The sequence below is a fragment of the Kitasatospora sp. NPDC059088 genome (assembly GCF_042738155.1).
GTDB lineage: Bacteria > Actinomycetota > Actinomycetes > Streptomycetales > Streptomycetaceae > Kitasatospora.
The window spans coordinates 54,260-73,109 of sequence record NZ_JBHYGR010000032.1 but is presented as its reverse complement, the minus strand read 5'-3'; the positions used below and the strand labels follow the sequence as shown (position 1 = coordinate 73,109).

The 18,850-nt window shown below is 74.1% G+C and carries 19 protein-coding genes; 6 read left to right on the top strand and 13 right to left on the bottom strand.

The features are described 5' to 3' along the window. Positions 1 to 178 precede the first annotated feature (178 nt). Positions 179 to 1,381, bottom strand: coding sequence for an aminotransferase class V-fold PLP-dependent enzyme (locus tag ACFWXO_RS17110; protein ID WP_380524719.1), 1,203 nt, complete (start codon positions 1,379 to 1,381; stop codon positions 179 to 181). A 130-nt stretch (positions 1,382 to 1,511) separates the two neighbouring features. Here ACFWXO_RS17110 and ACFWXO_RS17105 point away from each other — a divergent pair, with 130 nt between their 5' ends. Both ACFWXO_RS17105 and soxR read left to right on the top strand, forming a co-directional pair. Continuing rightward, entirely contained in the window at positions 1,512 to 1,889 is a 378-nt protein-coding gene (locus ACFWXO_RS17105) for a DUF2568 domain-containing protein (RefSeq protein WP_375890851.1), read from the top strand. 182 nt (positions 1,890 to 2,071) lie between these two features. Continuing rightward, on the top strand, positions 2,072 to 2,545 hold the full coding sequence (gene soxR / locus ACFWXO_RS17100; RefSeq protein ID WP_375890850.1) for a redox-sensitive transcriptional activator SoxR: 474 nt from the start codon (positions 2,072 to 2,074) through the stop codon (positions 2,543 to 2,545). 93 nt (positions 2,546 to 2,638) lie between these two features. Here the strand turns inward: soxR and ACFWXO_RS17095 are convergent, their stop codons facing one another. Genes ACFWXO_RS17095 through ACFWXO_RS17075 form a run of 5 tightly spaced genes read right to left on the bottom strand, consistent with a single transcriptional unit; the run spans position 2,639 to position 8,363 of the window. Continuing rightward, entirely contained in the window at positions 2,639 to 3,619 is a 981-nt protein-coding gene (locus tag ACFWXO_RS17095; protein WP_380524718.1) for an ABC transporter ATP-binding protein, read from the bottom strand. Further along, positions 3,619 to 4,626: an ABC transporter ATP-binding protein gene (locus ACFWXO_RS17090; RefSeq protein ID WP_380524717.1), complete on the bottom strand. Its 1,008-nt coding sequence runs from the start codon at positions 4,624 to 4,626 to the stop codon at positions 3,619 to 3,621. The genes ACFWXO_RS17095 and ACFWXO_RS17090 overlap by 1 nt, the downstream gene beginning before the upstream one ends. Next, positions 4,626 to 5,612, bottom strand: a complete 987-nt coding sequence (locus ACFWXO_RS17085) for an ABC transporter permease (protein ID WP_380524716.1) — start codon at positions 5,610 to 5,612, stop codon at positions 4,626 to 4,628. The genes ACFWXO_RS17090 and ACFWXO_RS17085 overlap by 1 nt, the downstream gene beginning before the upstream one ends. A gap of 31 nt (positions 5,613 to 5,643) precedes the next feature. After that, positions 5,644 to 6,606 (bottom strand): ABC transporter permease, encoded by a 963-nt coding sequence (locus ACFWXO_RS17080; protein ID WP_375890842.1) that lies wholly within the window; start codon positions 6,604 to 6,606, stop codon positions 5,644 to 5,646. A gap of 8 nt (positions 6,607 to 6,614) precedes the next feature. Continuing rightward, entirely contained in the window at positions 6,615 to 8,363 is a 1,749-nt protein-coding gene (locus tag ACFWXO_RS17075; protein ID WP_380524715.1) for an ABC transporter substrate-binding protein, read from the bottom strand. A 175-nt stretch (positions 8,364 to 8,538) separates the two neighbouring features. Between ACFWXO_RS17075 and ACFWXO_RS17070 the strand changes: the two genes are divergently transcribed. After that, a complete protein-coding gene (locus ACFWXO_RS17070; RefSeq protein WP_380524714.1) occupies positions 8,539 to 9,987 on the top strand; it encodes an aminopeptidase P family protein in 1,449 nt (482 codons plus the stop codon). Here ACFWXO_RS17070 and ACFWXO_RS17065 read toward each other — a convergent pair. From ACFWXO_RS17065 to ACFWXO_RS17055, 3 genes are read right to left on the bottom strand one after another with little or no spacing between them, the layout of a single operon-like run. Further along, positions 9,980 to 11,014, bottom strand: a complete 1,035-nt coding sequence (locus ACFWXO_RS17065) for a nitronate monooxygenase (RefSeq protein ID WP_375890837.1) — start codon at positions 11,012 to 11,014, stop codon at positions 9,980 to 9,982. The genes ACFWXO_RS17070 and ACFWXO_RS17065 overlap by 8 nt on opposite strands. A 59-nt stretch (positions 11,015 to 11,073) precedes the next feature. After that, a complete protein-coding gene (locus ACFWXO_RS17060; RefSeq protein ID WP_375890835.1) occupies positions 11,074 to 11,700 on the bottom strand; it encodes a response regulator in 627 nt (208 codons plus the stop codon). Further along, the gene (locus ACFWXO_RS17055) at positions 11,697 to 12,908 is read right to left on the bottom strand and encodes a sensor histidine kinase (protein ID WP_380524713.1); all 1,212 of its coding nucleotides are present in this window, start codon (positions 12,906 to 12,908) and stop codon (positions 11,697 to 11,699) included. Before ACFWXO_RS17055 ends, ACFWXO_RS17060 begins: the two co-directional genes overlap by 4 nt. Positions 12,909 to 13,128: 220 nt before the next feature. Between ACFWXO_RS17055 and ACFWXO_RS17050 the strand changes: the two genes are divergently transcribed. Both ACFWXO_RS17050 and ACFWXO_RS17045 read left to right on the top strand, forming a co-directional pair. Beyond that, on the top strand, positions 13,129 to 14,205 hold the full coding sequence (locus ACFWXO_RS17050; protein ID WP_380524712.1) for an ABC transporter permease: 1,077 nt from the start codon (positions 13,129 to 13,131) through the stop codon (positions 14,203 to 14,205). A 73-nt stretch (positions 14,206 to 14,278) separates the two neighbouring features. Continuing rightward, positions 14,279 to 14,962: an ABC transporter ATP-binding protein gene (locus ACFWXO_RS17045; RefSeq protein WP_380524711.1), complete on the top strand. Its 684-nt coding sequence runs from the start codon at positions 14,279 to 14,281 to the stop codon at positions 14,960 to 14,962. Here the strand turns inward: ACFWXO_RS17045 and ACFWXO_RS17040 are convergent. Beyond that, the gene (locus ACFWXO_RS17040) at positions 14,959 to 15,543 is read right to left on the bottom strand and encodes a Uma2 family endonuclease (RefSeq protein WP_380524710.1); all 585 of its coding nucleotides are present in this window, start codon (positions 15,541 to 15,543) and stop codon (positions 14,959 to 14,961) included. The two genes, ACFWXO_RS17045 and ACFWXO_RS17040, sit on opposite strands and share 4 nt — an antisense overlap. Before the next feature lie 101 nt (positions 15,544 to 15,644). Further along, positions 15,645 to 16,355: a GntR family transcriptional regulator gene (locus ACFWXO_RS17035; RefSeq protein ID WP_375890824.1), complete on the bottom strand. Its 711-nt coding sequence runs from the start codon at positions 16,353 to 16,355 to the stop codon at positions 15,645 to 15,647. 197 nt (positions 16,356 to 16,552) lie between these two features. Here ACFWXO_RS17035 and ACFWXO_RS17030 point away from each other — a divergent pair, with 197 nt between their 5' ends. Next, positions 16,553 to 16,882 (top strand): hypothetical protein, encoded by a 330-nt coding sequence (locus tag ACFWXO_RS17030; RefSeq protein WP_380524709.1) that lies wholly within the window; start codon positions 16,553 to 16,555, stop codon positions 16,880 to 16,882. Here ACFWXO_RS17030 and ACFWXO_RS17025 read toward each other — a convergent pair. Both ACFWXO_RS17025 and ACFWXO_RS17020 read right to left on the bottom strand, forming a co-directional pair. Next, positions 16,870 to 17,829 carry an ornithine cyclodeaminase family protein gene (locus ACFWXO_RS17025; protein WP_380524708.1) on the bottom strand — a complete coding sequence of 320 codons (960 nt, stop codon included), beginning with the start codon at positions 17,827 to 17,829 and terminating at the stop codon, positions 16,870 to 16,872. The two genes, ACFWXO_RS17030 and ACFWXO_RS17025, sit on opposite strands and share 13 nt — an antisense overlap. Before the next feature lie 26 nt (positions 17,830 to 17,855). Further along, on the bottom strand, positions 17,856 to 18,830 hold the full coding sequence (locus tag ACFWXO_RS17020; RefSeq protein ID WP_380524721.1) for a proline racemase family protein: 975 nt from the start codon (positions 18,828 to 18,830) through the stop codon (positions 17,856 to 17,858). Positions 18,831 to 18,850: the final 20 nt, after the last annotated feature.

Sequence of the window (18,850 nt, the reverse complement as noted above, 5' to 3'; positions counted from 1 at the left end):
CGGGGCCTGCGCGCGGGGCGCCCGCCACTCCCTCCACGGGGGAGCGGCCGCCCGCCCCAGCCACCGAGCCCCCGCCCCCCGACCGCGACCTGCTGCTCGCGGAACTGCGGGCGGCGGGCGACCAGGGCCCGGCCGGCCCCGCGCCCACTCCTTGAACAGGGGCCGGTCGGCCGCGTGCCTACTCCTTGAACAGTTCCACCAGCGCGTCCGCGAGCCGCTCGTAGTCCGCCGCCCGGTTGTACAGCTGGGCGCTGACCCGCAGCACCGCGCCGTCGGGACCGGGCCGGACGGCGACCCGGATCCGGTGCCGCCGCCACAGCTCGCCCAGCAGCGCCTGGTACTGCGCCTCGGTGTCGCCGTACCCCGCCGGCAGCCGTACGGCGCGCATCCACACCCCGGGCGTCGCGGGCAGCGCCCGCAGGCCCGCCCGCTCGACCAGCACCCGCTGGCCGTACGCGGCGAGCGCGGCGTTGTGGGCGGCGACCGCCTCGACGCCCAGTTCGCGCAGCAGCTCGAAGCCGGCCGGGGCGGCCAGCCACGGGGTGTAGTCGCAGGTGCCGCGCCACTCGACGTTGGCCGGGAAGCCGCGGTGGTGCTCCCAGGACAGCGCGAGCGGGCGCACCCGGGCGGTCCACTCGGGGCGGACGGACAGCACCCCGGTGGCGCGCGGCGCGAAGGCCCACTTGTGCAGGTTGCCGAACCAGAAGTCGGCGTTCGGGTCGACCGGCCCGGGCAGCATCCCGGGGGCGTGGGCGCCGTCCACCACGGTGGTCACCCCGCGTCCGCGCAGTTCGGCGACCAGGGCCGGGGAGGCCACCGCACGGGCGGTCAGCGAGGTGATCCGGTCCAGGACGGCGACGGTGGTGCGGTCGTCCACGGCGGCGAGCACCGCGGCCCGGACGGCGGCCTCGTCCGGGGCGTCCAGCGGCACCTCGGCGACCACCAGCTCGGCCCCGGTCTCGGCGGCCCTGCGGGCGACGGCCTGGGTGACGGCGCCGTAGCCGTGGTCGGTGACCAGGATCCGGTCACCGGGGGCGAACGGGATGCTGTCCAGGGCGATCGCGGCCGCCTCGGTGACGTTGGCGACCAGGGCCAGCCGCTCCGGGTCGGTGGCCAGGTCGGCGGCGATCCGCGCCCGGGCACCGGCGATCCGGGCCGGCAGGTCGGCGAAGAAGCCGTCCGGGTCCAGCTCGTGCTCGGCCCGCAGCTCCTGCTGCACCCGCTGCACCGGGACCGGCACGGCCCCGAAGGAGCCGTGGTTGAGGTGCGCGGCCTGCGGCGAGACGCTGAACAGGCCCTCGGCGGCGGGCAGCGGGACCGGGGGCTCGGCGGTGCTCAGGTCGTCGACCACGGCGGTACTCCCTCTGGTGATGTGTGACATTGCATGCGTCAGGCTACGGCCCGGCCCCTGTTCCGTACACGTCTTCGGGGCGATCCATTGAGTTCCCGCCGGACCGACTGGGAAACTCCGCCTGACCGCGGAGACCGCGACGGAACGGGGAGAGCACAGGATGAGGATCGAAAGACCGGGACCGGTCGGGCAGCGGCAGTGGACCCCGCTGACCATGGCCAACGCGGGGCTCGCCTTCGGGCTGGAGCTCGCCCTGCTGGCCTCGCTCTGCTACTGGGGGTTCAGGACCGGCTCCGGCCTGGGCACCCGGCTGCTGCTGGGCCTCGGCGCACCGGCCCTGGCGGCCGCGTTCTGGGGGCTGTTCCTGGCCGCGGGCGGGCCGAGGTTCCGCCAGCCGCTCGGCGTGGAGATCGTGCTCAAGCTGCTGGCCCTGCTCACCGGGGCGCTCGCGCTGCACGCCGGCGGGCGGACCACCCTGGCAGTGGTCTACGCGGTACTGGTGGTCGTCAGCGTGACCGTGGAGTACACCGTGCGCTGACCCCGCAGAAGGGTTCGCGCCGTCCTCCGCAGGCACCGGCCGGCGGCGACTGCGCAGGGTAACTCCGCTGTCCGACAACGATCGTGGCGCCCCGGGAACGGAGTGTTCGGTCACGTCCGATAAGCTGGGACTTCAAGAGAGCTTGAAGTCGAGCGGCAGCGACGAGTCAAGGAGCGGTGACCATGACCGGGACGGCACCCGTCGACCTGCTCAGCGTGGGCGAGGTGGCCCGCCGGGCCGGGATCGCCACCTCCGCCGTGCGCTTCTACGAGGAGCAGGGGCTGATCTCCTCCGAGCGCTCGGCCGGCAACCAGCGCCGCTACCGGCGGCACGTCCTGCGCCGGATCTCGCTGATCCTGGTCGCCAAGCGGCTCGGCATCCCGCTCGCCGAGGTCGCCGAGGTGTTCACCGGGCTGCCCGAGGACCGGATGCCGGGCAAGCACGACTGGGAGCGGATCTCCCTCCGCTGGGCCGAGCAACTGCGCGCCCGCCGAACCGAGTTGGAGCGGCTGGAGGACGAACTGACCGGCTGCATCGGCTGCGGCTGCGTCTCGCTGCGCCGCTGCCGGGTGCTCAACCCCGGTGACGAGCTCGCCACCGAGGGGCCCGGGCCCCGGCTGCTGCTGCCCTCCGAGGAACAGCAGGGGGAACAGTAGGGGGACCAGCGGGGGGAGCAGTGGCGGGTTGGTACCCGGTCGGACGCGGCCCTCGTGAGGTTCCCCGCCACGCCCGACCGGGGGCTTTTCCGGTTACGGCTGCTCCGGGAAGTGGCAGGCCGCCTGGCGCCCGCCGACCCCCACCACCTCCAGCAGCGGCCGTTCCGTCCGGCAGCGCGCCTGCGCCTTGGGGCAGCGCGGGTGGAAGCCGCACCCGGTGGGCGGGTCGGCCGGGCTCGGCGGGTCGCCGAGCAGCACGATCCGTTCCCGGGCCCGCTCCGCCGCCGGGTCCGGCAGCGGGACGGCGGACAGCAACGCCCGGGTGTACGGGTGCGCCGGACGGCCGTACACCTCGGCCTTGTCGCCGATCTCCACGATCCGGCCCAGGTACATCACCGCGACCCGGTCGCAGACCCGCTTGACCACCGAGAGGTCGTGCGCGATGAACACGTACGCCAGGCCCAGCTCCCGCTGCAACTGCTCCATCAGGTTGACCACTTGGGCCTGGACGGAGACGTCCAGCGCGGAGACCGGCTCGTCCGCGACCACCAGCTTCGGCGAGGTGGCCAGCGAGCGGGCGATGCCGATCCGCTGCGCCTGGCCGCCGGAGAACTCGTGCGGGTAGCGGTCGAGGTGCTCGGGGATCAGCCCGACCAGCTCCATCAGCTCGGCCGCCCGGCCGCGCGCCGCCGCGGCACCCGCGCCCTGGACCAGCAGCGGCTCGGAGATGATCCGGGCCACCGTCTGCCGGGGGTTGAGCGAGGAGTACGGGTCCTGGAAGACCATCTGCAGGTGCCGCCGGTGCGGCCGCAGCCGGGCCTGGGACAGCCCGCCGATCTCGGTGCCGTCGAAGGTGACGGTGCCCGAGGTGGGGTCGAGCAGCCGGACGATCATCCGGCCGGTGGTGGACTTGCCGCAGCCGGACTCGCCGACCAGGCCCAGGGTCTCGCCCGCGGCGAGGTCGAAGCTCACCCCGTCCACGGCCCGGACCGGCGCACCGGCCCGGCCGGTGCGGGTACGTCGTCCGGCGAAGGTCTTCACCAAGTCCCGTACGGACAACAGCGGTTCGGCCATCAGAGGGCCCCTTCCGGCACCAGTGGCAGATGGCAGGCGGCCCGGTGGCCGGCCCCGGGCGGGCCGGACGGGTCGAGCGGCGGGCGCTCGGCCAGGCAGCGGGCGTGCTCCTCCGCGGTCGCTGCGGTGGTGCGGGCGCAGCGCGGGGCGAAGGAGCAGCCGGGGGCGGGGGTGAGCAGCGAGAGCGGGCTGCCGGGGATGGCCCGCAGCGGGGCGTCGTCGGAGTCGTCCAGGCGCGGCAGCGAGTCCAGCAGCCCGCGGGTGTACGGGTGCGCGGGTGCGGCGAACAGCCGTTCCGCCGGGGCCTGTTCGGCCGCTCGGCCGCCGTACATGACCAGCACTTCATGGGCGACCCGGGCGACCACGCCCAGGTCGTGGGTGATCATCACGACGCCGAGCCCGCGGTCCTGCTGGATCCGGGCGATCAGGTCGAGGATCTGCGCCTGGACGGTGACGTCCAGCGCGGTGGTGGGCTCGTCGGCGATCAGCAGGTCCGGTTCGCAGGCGAGCGCCATGGCGATCATGACGCGCTGGCGCATGCCGCCGGAGAACTGGTGCGGGTACTCGTCGACCCGGCGGGCCGGTTCCGGGATGCCGACCTCGGCGAGCATCTCGACGGCCCGGGCCCGGCCGGCCTTGCGGCCCGCCCGGAAGTGCACCCGGTAGTGCTCGGCGATCTGTTCGCCGACGGTGTAGAAGGGGTGCAGGCTGGACAGCGGGTCCTGGAAGACCATGGCGATCCGCCGGCCCCGGACGGCGCCCAGCTCCCGCTCCCCCAGACCGGTCAACTCCCGTCCGTCGAGCCGGATCGAGCCGGAGACGGCGGCGCCGCGGTGCAGGCCCATCAGGGCCAGCGAGGTGACGGACTTGCCGCTGCCGGACTCGCCGACCAGGCCGAGGGTGCGCCCGGCCTCGACGGTGAAGGAGATGCCGTCCACGGCCCGGACGGTGCCGCGCGGGGTGTCGAAGGCGACCTTGAGGTCCTCGACCTCCAACAGGCTGGCCATCAGTACCTCACTCTCGGGTCGACGTACGCGTAGAGCAGGTCGACCAGCAGGTTCGCGACGACGATGAAGAAGGCCGCGAGCAGGGTGACGCCGAGGATCACGGGCTGGTCGGAGCGGGCCAGGCCGTCGTAGAACAGCCGGCCGACGCCGGGCAGACCGAAGATCGACTCGGTGATGACGGCCCCGGCCAGCAGCCCGCCGAGGTCCATCCCGAAGATGGTCAGGATCGGTGTCGTCGCGGAGCGCAGCCCGTGCTTGACGGTCACCGTGCGCGGCGGCAGCCCCTTCGCCCGGGCGGTGCGGATGTACGGCTCGGCCATCGCCTCGATCATCGAGGTGCGGCTCTGCCGGGCGTACATGGCCGCGTACAGCAGGGCCAGGGCGGTCCAGGGCAGCAGCAGGTTGGTGGCCCAGTCGAGCGGGCCGTCGGTGAACGCGTGGTACGAGGGGTAGGGCAGCAGCCCGGCCGTGCGGACCACGCCCCAGATCAGCATGATCGAGGTGAAGTAGACCGGCAGCGAGGCCGCCCCGACCGAGAGCACCATCAGGGCCCGGTCGGTGAAGCCGCCCTTGCGCAGCGCCGAGGTGACGCCCGCGCCGAGGCCGAGCAGCAGCCAGAGCACGGCCGCGCCGAGGGCGAGCGAGACGGAGACCGGCAGGCGGTCGGCGAGCAGGTCCCGGACCGGCAGCCCGTACTCGTAGGAGTAGCCGAGGCAGGGGAAGCCGCAGTGCACGGCACTCGGGCCGGTGCCGTAGTCGCGGCCGGCGAAGATGCCGGTCAGGTAGGTGGCGAACTGCTCCCAGACCGGTTTGTCCAGGCCCATCGCCGCCTTGACGTCGGCGAGCCGTTCGGGGCTGCAGGTCTTGCCGCAGGCGGCCGCGGCCGGGTCGTTGGGCAGCAGGTAGAAGATGGTGAAGGTGATGGCGCAGATGGCGAGCAGGATGCCGGCCACGCCGAGCAGGCGGCGGCCGAGGTAGAGGATCACGACCGGCCTCCGCGGGGGTCGGGGTGGCGGTTCACGAGCGGGCTCCCCGGGGGTCGAGGATGTCGCGCAGCGCGTCCCCGAGCAGGGTGAAGGCGAGCACGGCGAGGAACAGGAAGGCGGTCGGGATGAGGAAGTAGGTGGGGTCGGTCTCGTAGTGGGCGATGCTCTCGGCGATCATCTGCCCCCAGGAGGGGGTGGGCGGGCGGACGCCCACGCCGAGGTAGCTGAGCGCGGCCTCGGTGGCGATCATGCCGGGGATCAGCAGCGTGGTGTACGCGATGACCGGGCCGGAGACGTTCGGCAGGATCTCCCGGGTGAGGATCCGCCAGGAGCGGGCGCCGCCGACCCGGGCGGCCTCGACGTACTCGCGGTGCTTGAGCGAGAGGGTCTGGCCGCGCACCACCCGGGCGATGCCGGGCCAGGTGAACAGGCCGATCACCAGGGTGATCAGCAGGATCCGGTTGACGTCCTTGGCCACCGACATCATCGCGATCATGAAGATCAGCGAGGGGAAGGACATCGTGAGGTCCATCAGCCGGGACAGCACGGCGTCGGTCCGGCCGCCGAAGTAGCCCGCCGAGACGCCGGCCAGGGTGCCGGTGACCACGACCACCGCGGTCGCGGTGAACGCGATCAGCAGCGACACCTGGCCGCCGTGCAGCACCCGGGCGAACAGGTCGCGCCCGGTGATCGGCTCCACGCCCAGCCAGTGCCGGGTGCTGATGCCGCCGAAGTCACCCCTGGGCATGCCGCCCAGGTAGGCGTCCACGGCACGCTTGTCGAACTCCTCGGGGGACCAGCCGCCGAGCGCGCTCAGCGGGCCGGCCAGGGCGGCCGCCAGGACCAGCACGCCGACCGTGACCAGGCCGAACCGGGCCGAACCGCGGGCCCACAGCTGGTCCAGGACGAGCCGCCACGGCCCGCGCCCGGCCGCCACGGCGGGGCCCGCCGGCGCGCCCGCCGGCGCCGAGGGGGCTTCGGTGGTGGTGCTCATCGCGCCGCTCACTTGCCCTTGGCCGGGTCCTTGAGACCGACCACGGCCAGGTCGATCATCCCGGCGTAGCCCGAACTGCCGAACGCCCCGGCCACGTTGGTGCCGACCATGAGCGGGCGGCGCTGCCACATCAGCGGGACGGCCGGGGCCTTGCGCAGCAGGTCCTCGTCCAGCTGCTGCCAGGCCTTGTTGGCCTCGTTGACGTCCGGCATGGCCGCGATCGCGTCCATCCGGTCCATCGTGGCCTGGTCCCGGAACTGGCTGTAGTTGCCCTGGTTGCCCTTGTCCTTGATGGTGCGTCCGTCGAACAGGAACGGCAGGAAGGTCGCGGCGGAGGGGTAGTCCGGGCACCAGCCGTTGATGGTCAGCTCGGGAGCGTTCTTCGTGTCGCCGAGGGTGTCGGTGAAGGCGGACGGGTCCACGGTGTTGACGGTGACCTGGACGCCGGCCCTGGCCAGCGACTGCTGGATCGCCTCGGCCCGGGTCTTGTCGTTCTGCGAGACGGTCAGCCCGACTTTGAGGTCGGTCTTCCCGGCCGCCTTGAGCAGGGCCTTGGCCTTCTCCGGGTCACCGGCCGCCGGGATCTTCAACGGGTCGGCCGTGGCCCCGCCGGTGAGCGAGGGCGGCAGGAAGGAGGTCGCCACGTCGGCCATCGCCGGGCCGCCGAACGCGGTCACCTGGGCCTCCCGGTCGACGGCCCACATCATCGCCTCGCGCACCTTCGGGTCGTCGAAGGGCGCCTTGGCGGTGTTCAGGTACAGCATGTCCGTGCAGCCGGTCCGCTCGGCCGCCATCCGGGACTTGACGTCCGCCTTGGGCAGCACCTTGGCGACCGACTCGTGCTGCATCCAGGGCATGTTGAGGGCGTTGGCGTCGGCGCCCTCGCTGGCGATGATCCGGTCGTCCGCCTGGCCGCCCTTGATGCCCTCGGTGACCACGATCCGGTCCGGGTAGGCCTTGCGGACGGTGTCGGTGGCCTGGTCCCAGTGGGTGTTGCGGACCAGCACCAGCTGCTTGCCCCGGTCGTAGGTCTCGATCTTGTACGGGCCGGAGGAGAACGGCCGGGAGTCGTACTGGGTGCCCTTCTCCTGGGACTGCGGCACCGGGGCGAAGGTCGGCAGGGTGACGGTGTCCGAGAACTCGGCGACCGGGCGCTTGAGGTGGAAGACGATCGTCCGCTCGTCCGGGGTCTCGATGCTCGCCAGGTGCTCGCCGGTGAGCGGGCCCTTGTAGTTCTCGCCGCCGGCCAGGTACTGGATCGCGTAGTCCGGTCCGCCGGTGAGGTCCGGGGAGAAGGAGCGCTCGACGTTGTACTTGATGTCGGCGGACCTGATCGGGCTGCCGTCCTCGTACGTGAGGCCTTCCTTGAGGGTGAAGGTCCAGGTCTTGCCGCCGTCCGCGGACTTGCCCAGGTCGGTGGCGAGGTCCGGGACGATCTCGCTGCCGGCGGCCCCCGGCTCGGCCTTGAAGGTGGTCAGGGTGCGGTAGAGCAGCCGGGTGCCGAAGTCCATGTGCGGGACGGTCCAGTTGCGGGCCGGGTCGAGGTGGGCGAAGTCCTGGTTGGTCAGGACGGTGAGGGTGCCGCCCTTGGCCGGGGTGCCGCCGATGACCGAACCGCTCTCCGCGCCCGGGCCCTTGGTGCTGCTGGGGGCCGCGTCGTCGCCGGTGTCGCTCTTGTCGTTCTTGCAGGCCCCGAGGCCGAGGGTGAGGGTCGCCGCGAGGGCGGCGGCGAGGAGGGCATGGCTGCGCCTGGTCATGTGGCAACTCCGCTGTGGGGGGGCCTGCATCGGTCAGCGGGGCCGGCTCTGGCCGCGCCGCTGTGTGACCCGTAACATAGTAATGTGAAATTGCACTGCACAAGAGGTGGCGCCCGCCGTTACCCAGCTGTGTCCCACCAGCCCCAGCTCCCCACCCCCGCCTAGGAGTTCACCGGTGACCCAACCCCAGCCCCGGCTCGCCACCGGCAGCCACGACCTCCCGGTCTCCCCCGCCCTCGACGCCTTCATGGGCACCGCCTGGGCCGCCACCCCGCTCCCCGCCGACCAACGCGTCCCCGGCTACCCCGAGTTCGCCCGCCGCCGGGCCCGGCTCTCCGCCGCCTTCCCCGGCGAACGGCTGATCGTCCCCGCCGGACGCCTCAAGGTCCGCTGCAACGACCTCGACCACCGCTTCCGCCCGCACAGCGCCTACGCCTGGCTCACCGGCCTCACCGGCGAGGACCAGGCCGACCACGTCCTCGTCCTCGAACCGGCCGGCCCCGAGGGCCACGAACCCGTCCTCCACGTACGGCCCCGATCCCCGCGCAGCGGCGGCGAGTTCTACCGCGACCGGCGCTACGGCGAGTTCTGGGTCGGCCGCCGCCCCGACCTCGACGAGACCGCCCGGCTCACCGGACTGCGCACCGAACACCTCGACGACCTCGACACGTTGCTCGCCGGACCGCAGCCCCCCACCCGGGTGCTGGCCGGCACCGACGCCCTCGTCGACCGGGCCACCGGGCGCGGCTCCTTCCCCCAGGACGACGAACTCGCCGCCGTGCTCTCCGAGTTGCGCCTGGTCAAGGACACCTGGGAGGTCCAGCAGCTGCAACTCGCCGTCGACCACACCGTCAGCGGCTTCGAGGACGTCGTCCGCGCCCTCCCCGCCGCCCTGCGCCACCACCGCGGCGAACGCTGGATCGAGGGCGTCTTCGACCTGCGCGCCCGCGCCGAGGGCAACGGCCCCAGCTACACCACCATCGCCGCCTCCGGCGCCCACGCCTGCGTCCTGCACTGGATCCGCAACGACGGCGCCCTCGACCCGGACGCCCTGCTGCTGCTCGACGCCGGCGTCGAGACCGACACCCTCTACGCCGCCGACATCACCCGCACCCTCCCGCTGAGCGGCACCTTCACCCCGGTCCAGCGCCAGGCCTACGAACTCGTCCTCGCCGCCCAGAGCGCCGGCATCGCCGCCCTGCGCCCGGGCGCCCGCTTCCGCGACTTCCACCGCGCCGCCATGCGGGTCATCGCCGAAGGCCTCGCCGACTGGGGGGTCCTGCGCGTCCCCGCCGAGCAGGCCCTCGCCGACGACAACGGCCTGTACCGCCGCTACACCCTCTGCGGCAGCGGCCACATGCTCGGCCTCGACTACCACGACTGCGCCAAGGCCCGCGCCGACCACTACGTCGACGGCACCCTGGAAGCCGGCATGGTCCTCACCGTCGAACCCGGCCTCTACCTCCAGCCCGACGACGAAACCCTCCCCCTCGAACTCCGCGGCCTCGGCATCCGCATCGAGGACGACCTCGTCATCACCGAGGACGGCGCCCACCTGATGTCCGGCGCCCTCCCCCGCACCGTCCCGGCCATCGAGTCCTGGATGTCCACCCTGCTCAGCTGAGCCGGGCCCCCCGCGCGCTCCGCCAGAGGTCCGCCACGAGCTGCTCCGCCGGGCCGGTGGCGGCCAGGCGGTGGGCGGTGCCGGCCCAGAGGTGCATGGCGGCGGTGTCGGCGCGGCGGGTGGCGGCGGTGCGCAGGGGGGCGGTGAGGTGGTGCACCTCGGGGTAGGCGGGCGGGGCGTACGGGCCGTGGCGGTCGATGAAGGCGTTGCGCAGGCCGCGGGCGGGGCGGCCGGTGAAGGCGCGGGTGACCACGGTCTCCGGGAGCTCGGTGAGCGCGGCCCGGTGGGCCGCCGAGGCGCCGGACTCGTCGGAGCGCAGCAGCGCCGTCCCCAGCTGCACCGCCGCCGCACCGGCCCGCAGCGCCGCCGCGACCGCCGGGCCGTCGCCCAGCCCGCCCGCGGCGATCAGCGGCAGCGGCGTCACCGCCCGTACGGCGGGCAGCAGTTCCAGCAGCGGCAGTTCCCCGGGCCGGTCCGTCACCCGGTGGGTGGCGCGGTGTCCGCCGGCCTCCGGGCCCTGGACGCACAGGGCGTCCATGCCGACCGCCTGCGCGGCCCGCGCCTCCTCCGGGCCGGTGACGGTGCCGACCTGCAGCGTGCCCGCCGCGCGCAGCGCCGCCGCCTCCTCGGCCGTGGGCAGCCCGAAGGTGTACGAGACGACCGGTACCGGGTCGGCCACCAGCGCGGCCAGCTTGGCCTCCCAGTCGTCCCGGTCCGGCCCGATCTCCTCCGGCAGCGCGACGCCCCAGTGCTCGGCCTCGGGCCGCAGCCGCTCCCGGTAGGCGGCGACGGCCGCCGCGTCCCCGGGCGGGGCCGGCACGAACAGGTTCACCCCGTACGGCCGGTCGCTCGCCTTCCGCACCTCGGCGATCTGCTCGGCCATCGCGGCGGCCGACTTGTAGCCCGCGGCGAGGAACCCCAGCCCGCCGGCCCGGTTCACCGCGGCCACCAGCTCGGGGGTGGAGGTCCCGCCCGCCATCGGGGCGCCGATCACCGGCACGGCGAGGTCATCGAGACGGACGGTCATCGGAGCGGCTCCTCAGGCGGCTGCGGGCACGGATCGCCCCCACCCTACGCCCGGCCGGCTCAGCGGATCAGCCCCCGCCCGCGCGCCTCCCGCACCGCCGCGGTGCGCGAGTCCACGCCCAACTTCGTGTAGATGTGCACCAGATGGGACTTCACGGTGGCCTGGCTCAGGTGCAGCCGCTGGCTGACCTGCTGGTTCGTCAGCCCGTCCGCGACCAGCCCGAGCACCTCGGTCTCCCGCGCGCTGAGCGCCGCGGCCGGCGTCCGCATCCGTTCCAGCAGCCGGTCCGCCACGCTGGGCGCCAGCGCGCTGCGGCCCGCCGCCGCGGCCCGGACCGCCTGGGCGAGTTCCTCCGGCGGCGCGTCCTTCAACAGGTAGCCGGTGGCGCCGGCCTCCAGGGCCGGCAGGGTGTCGGCGTCGCTGTCGTAGGTGGTGACCACCAGGACCTTCGGCGCGCCCGCCCGGGCGGTGATCGCGGCGGTGGCCTGGGCCCCGTTCATCGCCGAGCCGGGCCCGAACTGGAGGTCCATCAGCACCACGTCCACGCCCGGTCCGGCCGCCAGCTCGACGGCCCGCTCGGCGGTGGCGGCCTCGGCGACGATGGCGAAGTCCGGTTCGCTCTCCAGCACCGCCCGCAGCCCGGCCCGCACCACCGGGTGGTCGTCGGCGATCAGCAGCCGGATCACGGCCCGGCCTCCGGCGCCGGGGCGACGGGCAGTTGCACGGCCAGCGCCGTCCCCTCCCCGGGCGCCGACTCCACGGTGAAGCTGCCGCCGAGCGCCCGGGCCCGGGCCCGCATGGAGGGCAGGCCGAAGCCGCCTTCCCCGTCGGTGCGGCCGGCCACCGCCGCCGGGTCGAACCCGGCCCCGTCGTCGAACACGTCCAACGCCACCTCGCCCTCCATGTAGCTGAGTGTCACCTCGGCCCGCGAGGCCTTCGCGTGCCGCACGGTGTTGCCGAGCGCCGACTGCGCGATCCGCAGCAGCGCCACCTCCTGCGCGGCGGGCAGCCGCACCTGCTCCCCGGAGACGTGCAGGTGGACGGGCAGACCGCTGTGCGCCGTGGTGGTCGCGCACAGCCGCTCCAGCGCGACGGACAGCGGATCGCCGTCCAGCGCGGGCGGGGTGAGCGCGCGGACGAAGCGCCGGGCCTCGTCCAGGTTGTCCTGGGCGGCCTGCCGCGCCTGCTCGACGTACCCGGCGGCGGCCTCGGTGCGCTCGGGCAGCGCCCGCTGGGCCGCCCGCAGCAGCAGCTGGATGGAGCTGAGGCTCTGCGCGAGGGTGTCGTGGATCTCCCGGGCCAGCCGCTCGCGCTCGGCGAGCACGCCGGCCGCGTGGTGGGCGGCGGCGAGGTCGGCGCGGGCGGCGGTCAGTTCGTCGATCAGCCGGCGGCGTTCCTCGCTCTCCCGGTACAGCGCCTGGTAGCCGAGCACGGTGGCGGTGGCGACGGCCGCGCCGAGCAGCGGCCCGATGGAGGCGGCCAGGTTGAAGGCGTGCTGGTGGAAGGACCATCCGGCGATCGCCGCCGCGGCCGTCAGGCCGACCGCGACCAGCCCGCTGCGCCGGCCGAGCAGGTGCAGTTCCAGGAAGTACAGCGGGAACGCCAGCCACACCCCGTCCTGGGTGGCGACCAGCACGCCCGCCCAGGTGACGCCGAGCAGGGCCAGCCAGAGCGCCGCGCCCCGACGGGACCGGTGCACGGCGGCCAGCCTCGGTCCGACGGCGTACACGGCGGCCATCGCGGAGGCCGCGGCGCCCACGGCGGCCGGGTCCCCGCCCCGGGCGGCGAAGGCGGCCCGGGCAACGGCGAGCGCCAGCAGGCCCGCCACCAGCAGGTGCAGGCAGAGCCGGAGGACGAGGGCGACGGGAGTGGTTCTGGATCGTTCGGTCGCCATCCCTCCAGCCTAAGTTCCGGCCCGGTGCCCGGCATCAATCAAAAGGTTGAACTCCGCTTCTGCCCTTTGATGCCCAGGATGCAATCCCCGGCGCGATGCCCGCGGGCCCCCTGCTCGGCGACCGTGGGGGCATCGCTCGTTCCGTCCACCGCACCGTCCACCCCACCGTTCCATCCGCCCCACCGCACCGTCCACCGCTCCGCCCGCAGAAAGGCCCACCGTGTTCGTCGCCTGGAGGGATCTGGGGTTCGCCAAGGGGCGGTTCGCCCTGATGGGAACCGTCATCGTGCTGATCACCGTCCTGGTCGGCATGCTGTCCGGGCTGACCGCCGGACTCGGCCGGCAGAACATCTCCGCGATCAGCGGGCTGCCCGCCGACCACCTGGTCTTCGGCAAGCCCGCCGACGGCCAGGAACTCAACTTCACCGACTCCCAGGTCACCCCCGACCAGTGGCAGGCCTGGGCGCGCGAGCCCGGCGTCACCTCCGCCCAGCCGCTCGGCATCACCACCACCAAGGCCGCCGCCGGACAGCGCACCGCCGCGCTCTCCGCCTTCGGCGTCCCCGACGGCTCCGACCTGGCCCCGCAGGGCGGCCTGATCGCCCCGGGCAGGGCGGTGCTCTCCCGGACCGCCGCCGAGAAGCTGGGCGGCCTCACGCCCGGCACCGGCTTCACCCTCGCCGGGCACCCGCTGCAGGTGGCCGCCGTCGACGGCGACGCCGCCTACAGCCACACCCCGGTGATCTGGACCAGCCTCGCCGACTGGCAGCAGTTCGCCCCCGGCGGCGCCGGCCACGCCACCGTCATCGCCCTCCACACCGCCGCGGGCGCCGACCTGACCGCCGCCGACGCCCACCACGGCACCGTGACCCGCACCCGGGACGACGCCCTCGCCGCGATCGGCTCGTACACCTCCGAGAACGGCTCCCTCCAGCTGATGCGCGGCTTCCTGTTCGCCATCTCCGCCCTGGTCATCGGCGCCTTCTTCACCGTCTGGACGATCCAGCGCAGCGGCGACATCGCCGTGCTCAAGGCGCTCGGTGCCTCCACCCGCTACCTGCTGCGCGACGCCCTCGGCCAAGCGGTGCTGCTGCTGGTGCTCGGTACGGCCGTCGGCACCGCGATCGCCCTCGGCGCCGGCTCGCTGATCGGCTCCGCCGTGCCGTTCGTCCTGGACGCCCCGACCCTGCTGCTGCCCGCCGTCGTCATGATCGCCCTCGGCGCGATCGGCGCGGCCCTGTCCATCCGGCGGATCACCTCCGTCGACCCGCTGACCGCCCTGGGGAGCGCCCGTTGAACGAGCGAAGCGAAGTGACCATCGAAAGGTGCGCGTGGGCGAATGCCCCCGCCGAGCGAAGCGAGGCGGGCGCATGAGCTTGGAACTCGACCGCATCACCCTGACCTACCCGGACGGCGACGGCCGGCTCACCGCCCTGGACGACATCTCGCTGACCGTCCCCAAGGGCACCCTCACGGCCGTCGTCGGCCCGTCCGGCTCCGGCAAGTCCAGCCTGCTGGCCGTCGCCGCCACCCTGATCGGCCCGGACACCGGCCGGGTCGTCGTGGACGGCACCGACACCGCGGGCCTCGGCCGCGCCGAACTCACCGCCCTGCGCCGCACCCGGATCGGCATCGTCTTCCAACAGCCCAACCTGCTGCCCTCGTTGACGGCCGCGGAACAGCTCCAGGTGATGGCCCACCTGGACGGCCGCTCCCCCCGCAGCGCCCTCCCCCGCGCCCTGGAACTCCTGGACGCCGTCGGCCTGCGCGACCAGGCCGCCCGCCGCCCGCACCAGCTCTCCGGCGGACAGCGCCAGCGGGTCAACATCGCCCGCGCCCTGATGAACGACCCCACGGTGCTGCTGGTGGACGAGCCCACCAGCGCCCTCGACCACGAACGCGGCGCGGCCGTCCTGGAGTTGATCACCGAACTCACCCACCGCCGGGCGACCGCCACCGTCCTGGTCACCCACGACCGCACCCACCTGACCGCCGTCGACCAGATCGCCGAGGTCCACGACGGCCGCGTGACCATCCCCGCTCCGACCCGTTAGAAGAGGAGGTCGTCCACGCTCAGGGCCACCACCGCGCCGATCGACTCCGGCAAGGTGAACTCCCCCGAGGCGTGGACGGCCTGCTCCCGGTACACGCCGTCCACAGGGTCCGTCATCACCAGGACCCGACGCCCGATCCGGTCCACGATGACGTAGACGGGCACCCCTGCCTCGGCGTACAGCAGAGGCTTGACCTTCAGATCAGTCGTGAAGTTCGACGATGTCACTTCCAGTACAAGACGGAAGACCATCGGGTCATAGCAATTGAGCTCGATCAGGTGTTCTCGGTAGTCGGCATCGACGACACACAGATCCGGAACCGCATAATCGGACGGTCCGCTCGGCAACCACAGACCCATCCCCGGGACCACTCGGGACACATCACCATGGAGCCCCGCCGCCGACAAAGGGATGATCAGGTCGGTGAGCATGTCATTGTGCGGCCCGTCCGGAGGCGGCGTCACCGTGATCTGTCCTCCAAGAACCTCGACCCGGTGCCCCACGAGTCGATCGGAGATCAGCTCTGCGGCTTCGAGCAACGTCACCTGCTCGAAGGGTCCTTCCACTGCGGCGGCGGACATGGAAATCCTCCTGGCTGCCGATGTCGGGACCATCATGGTAGAGCGCGGGCACCCTCCGACGCCCGATCCTCCGCATTCACCCGAACGGGTGGTTTAGCCCCCTACCGAGCCCGGAGCCGCAGGCCCGGGCGCTCCGCCTCGGCCTCCTCGTCCTGGCCCGCCCAGAGCGAGCGGACGTGGCTGAGGTGGCGGGTCATGCAGGCCTCGGCCGCCTCCGCGTCGCCGCTCAGCATCAGGTCGAGCAGCTCGACGTGCTCCTCCGCCGAGGAGACCAGCTGCCCCAGCTCGTCCAGCCGGGTCAGCCCGTACAGCCGGGAGCGCTTGCGCAGGTCGCCGACGACCTCCACCAGCCGGGCGTTGCCGGCCAGCCCGAGCAGGTCGAGGTGGAACTGCCGGTCCGCCTCCAGGTAGCCGATCAGGTCGTGCTTGCGCGCCGCCGCGACGATCGCCTCGGCCTCGGGGCGCAGCCGCTCCAGCTGCTCCTTGGTGGCGGTGCGGGTGACCAGGCCGACGGTGGGGACCTCGATCAGGGCGCGGATGCCGGTGTAGTCGTCGAGGTCGCGCTCGGTCAGTTCGGTGACCCGGAAGCCCTTGTTGCGGACGGCCTCGACCAGGCCCTCCCGGGCGAGGTCGAGCATGGCCTCGCGGACGGGGGTCGCGGAGACACCGAAGTCGGCGGCGAGGGCGGGGGCGGAGTAGACGACGCCGGGGCGCAGTTCGCCGGAGATCAGGGCCGCCCGGAGCGCGTGGGCGACCTGGTCTCGGAGCCGCTCCTGCACGGAGATCAGGGTGCGGGACTTGAGCTCGGCCATGGTGTTCCTCCGGTGGGTGCAGAACACCAGCGTACAATGTCACGTTACGTTGAGCGTGCAACAAGCCGGGAATCCGAACAGCCTGTCACGGTCGCCGCCGCCGACGTTCATGGTGGCAGCGACCACCGGTCGGCACAACGGTCGACGCCACACCGGCGACCGCCGGAACACCCTCGGACGAACGGAGAGACCGGAACGTGGGCATCGAGATCGCCCTGCACGACGGCCGGCCCGACGCCGGCCGCACCGCCCCCGCCCTGCTGCACCTGTCCACCGGCCACGGCCCGGCCCTCGCCGCCGCCCTGGCCGCGCACACCCGGCCCGCCGACCACCGGCTCGCCCGGATCGACCCGTACGGCGACACCCACTTCAACGAGCAGGACGCGGCCGCCGCCTTCGAGGAGGCCACCGCCCTGCTCGCCCGCTGCACCACCGAACCGCAGCGGGCGGCCGTCCGCGACCTGCGCAACCTGCTCGCCAACTGCGCAGCTATACCGGGGAGTTGGCTCAGCCTCTACGGGGACTGAGGCGACGACGGCGCCCCGGCCCGGTACACCTCCGCCGCCACCGCCAGGTCCTCCCAGGCCATCCCGACGCTCTTGAAGAACCGCGGCCGCCCCTGCGGCAGCAGTGCGTCGCCGCGCAGCAGCTCGGCCAGGTTCCACACCTGCCGCCGCCCGAGCGCGCCCGCCAGCAGCAGGTCCCCGGCCTCCCGGGCCGCGACGGCCCGCGCCTCCACGTACAGTTCGGCCCGCCCGACCAGCACCTCGTCCACCTCCCGGGCATCCGGTTCGTGCGAGCCGACCGCCGCGACGGCCGCGTGGTCGGGCACCAGCGCTCCGTCGAACAGCGGGGTGCGCGCGGTCGTGCAGCAGACCACCAGGTCCGCCCGACCGACCGCCTCCGGCCCGCCCACCGAGGCGGTCAGCCCGAGCGCCCGCCCGTACTCGGCCAGCGCGGCCGCCCGTCCGGCGTGCCGCGCCACCACGGTGAGCCGCCGCAGCGGCCGCACGGTGAGCAGCGCGTCCAGGTGCCCGTAGGCCTGCGGCCCGGAGCCGAACACCACCACGTGTTCGGCCTCCGGGACCGCGAGCCGCGCCAGCGCCGCCGCCGTCACGGCGGGCGTGCGCAGGGCGGTGAGGGCCGCGCCGTCCAGCAGCGCCAGCGGCTGGAGCGTCGGCCCGTCCAGCAGCAGGTAGCTGCCGGTGATCCGGGGCAGTCCGCGCGCGGGGTTGGCCGGCGCCACCCCGGCGATCTTCACCCCGGCGTACGGCCCGGTGGCGGCGGGCATCAGCAGCAGCTCGCCGGCGGGCACCGGTACGGCCGACCGGGCGGGCGCCGCCTCCGGGTCGAGCCCGTCCAGCAGCACCCGCTCGATCGCCCGCACCGCCTCGGCGGGCCCGATCCCGCCGGTGCCCGGCACGGCGTACTGGAGCGGCTCAGCCCCCGCGCCGGGCAGCTCATCAGGGGTCACGGCATCGGGGGTCACGGCATCGGGGGTCACAGCGTGAACCCCGGCGCGTCCCCGGGCTCCAGCACGAACAGGTGCTCCCCGGTGCGGTACGCCGTCCCGCCGACCTCGGTGACGACGCCCTCCCCCAGCGGGTCGCCGCCGCCCACCACCCGCCCGGTGAACACGGTGCCGATGACGGACTCGTGCCGCAGCTCCTCGCCCGGCGCGATCCGCCCTTCGGCGGCGAGCACCGCGAGCCGCGCGGAGGTGCCGGAGCCGCACGGCGAGCGGTCGATCTGCCCGTCCGCGAACACCACGACGTTGCGCTGGCTCAACACCCCCTCCTCCGCAGGAAGTTCGTCGTACAGCACGACCCCGTACACCCCGGAGAGCCGCGGGTCGGTCGGGTGCGCGACGGCCTCCGACCCGGCCAGCAGCGCCCTGATCTCCCGCCCCGCGGCGACGAGTTCGGGCAGCAGCCCGGGCTCGACGGCGAGCCCGAGGGCTGCGGCCGGCACCGAGGCGTAGCACGCCCCGGAGTGCGCCACCGCGACCTCGACCGTCCCCCGCGAGGTCTCGACCGGCAGCTTCAAGGCGCTGACCTGGCTCGGCACGTTGCGGAAGGTGACCCCGGTGGTGCGCCCGCCGCTCCGCCGCACCAGCGCGGTGACCCGCCCGGAGGGGACGTCGATCCGCACCCGGGCCACGCCGTCCGCGGGGGCCGGGACCAGCCCGGAGTCCACGGCCCAGGCGCCGAGCGCGATGGTGCCGTGCCCGCAGGCGGTCGAGTAGCCGTCCTTGTGCCAGAACAGCACGCCCAGGTGGGCCTCGTCGTCGTCCGGCGGCACCAGGAACCCGCCGTACATCCCGGCGTGCCCGCGCGGCTCGTGCACCAGCAGCCGCCGGACCTCCTCCAGCGCGCTCGGCCGGGGGGCGGGGGGGGGGGCGCCCCCGCCGGGGGGGGGGGGCCGCCGCGCCGCGACGCGGGCGCCCCGGGGCGGGGGGGCCGCCGGCCCGCACATACGGCAACGCGCCCCCGCCC

What these genes read in the sequence shown, in the direction of transcription:
- ACFWXO_RS17110 (WP_380524719.1), bottom strand. Translation starts at nt 1,381, where the DNA reads ATGTCACACATCACCAGAGGGAGTACCGCCGTGGTCGACGACCTGAGC.
- ACFWXO_RS17105 (WP_375890851.1), top strand. Translation starts at nt 1,512, where the DNA reads ATGAGGATCGAAAGACCGGGACCGGTCGGGCAGCGGCAGTGGACCCCG.
- soxR (WP_375890850.1), top strand. Translation starts at nt 2,072, where the DNA reads ATGACCGGGACGGCACCCGTCGACCTGCTCAGCGTGGGCGAGGTGGCC.
- ACFWXO_RS17095 (WP_380524718.1), bottom strand. Translation starts at nt 3,619, where the DNA reads ATGGCCGAACCGCTGTTGTCCGTACGGGACTTGGTGAAGACCTTCGCC.
- ACFWXO_RS17090 (WP_380524717.1), bottom strand. Translation starts at nt 4,626, where the DNA reads ATGGCCAGCCTGTTGGAGGTCGAGGACCTCAAGGTCGCCTTCGACACC.
- ACFWXO_RS17080 (WP_375890842.1), bottom strand. Translation starts at nt 6,606, where the DNA reads ATGAGCACCACCACCGAAGCCCCCTCGGCGCCGGCGGGCGCGCCGGCG.
- ACFWXO_RS17075 (WP_380524715.1), bottom strand. Translation starts at nt 8,363, where the DNA reads ATGACCAGGCGCAGCCATGCCCTCCTCGCCGCCGCCCTCGCGGCGACC.
- ACFWXO_RS17065 (WP_375890837.1), bottom strand. Translation starts at nt 11,014, where the DNA reads ATGACCGTCCGTCTCGATGACCTCGCCGTGCCGGTGATCGGCGCCCCG.
- ACFWXO_RS17055 (WP_380524713.1), bottom strand. Translation starts at nt 12,908, where the DNA reads ATGGCGACCGAACGATCCAGAACCACTCCCGTCGCCCTCGTCCTCCGG.
- ACFWXO_RS17045 (WP_380524711.1), top strand. Translation starts at nt 14,279, where the DNA reads ATGAGCTTGGAACTCGACCGCATCACCCTGACCTACCCGGACGGCGAC.
- ACFWXO_RS17040 (WP_380524710.1), bottom strand. Translation starts at nt 15,543, where the DNA reads ATGTCCGCCGCCGCAGTGGAAGGACCCTTCGAGCAGGTGACGTTGCTC.
- ACFWXO_RS17035 (WP_375890824.1), bottom strand. Translation starts at nt 16,355, where the DNA reads ATGGCCGAGCTCAAGTCCCGCACCCTGATCTCCGTGCAGGAGCGGCTC.
- ACFWXO_RS17020 (WP_380524721.1), bottom strand. Translation starts at nt 18,830, where the DNA reads ATGTGCGGGCCGGCGGCCCCCCCGCCCCGGGGCGCCCGCGTCGCGGCG.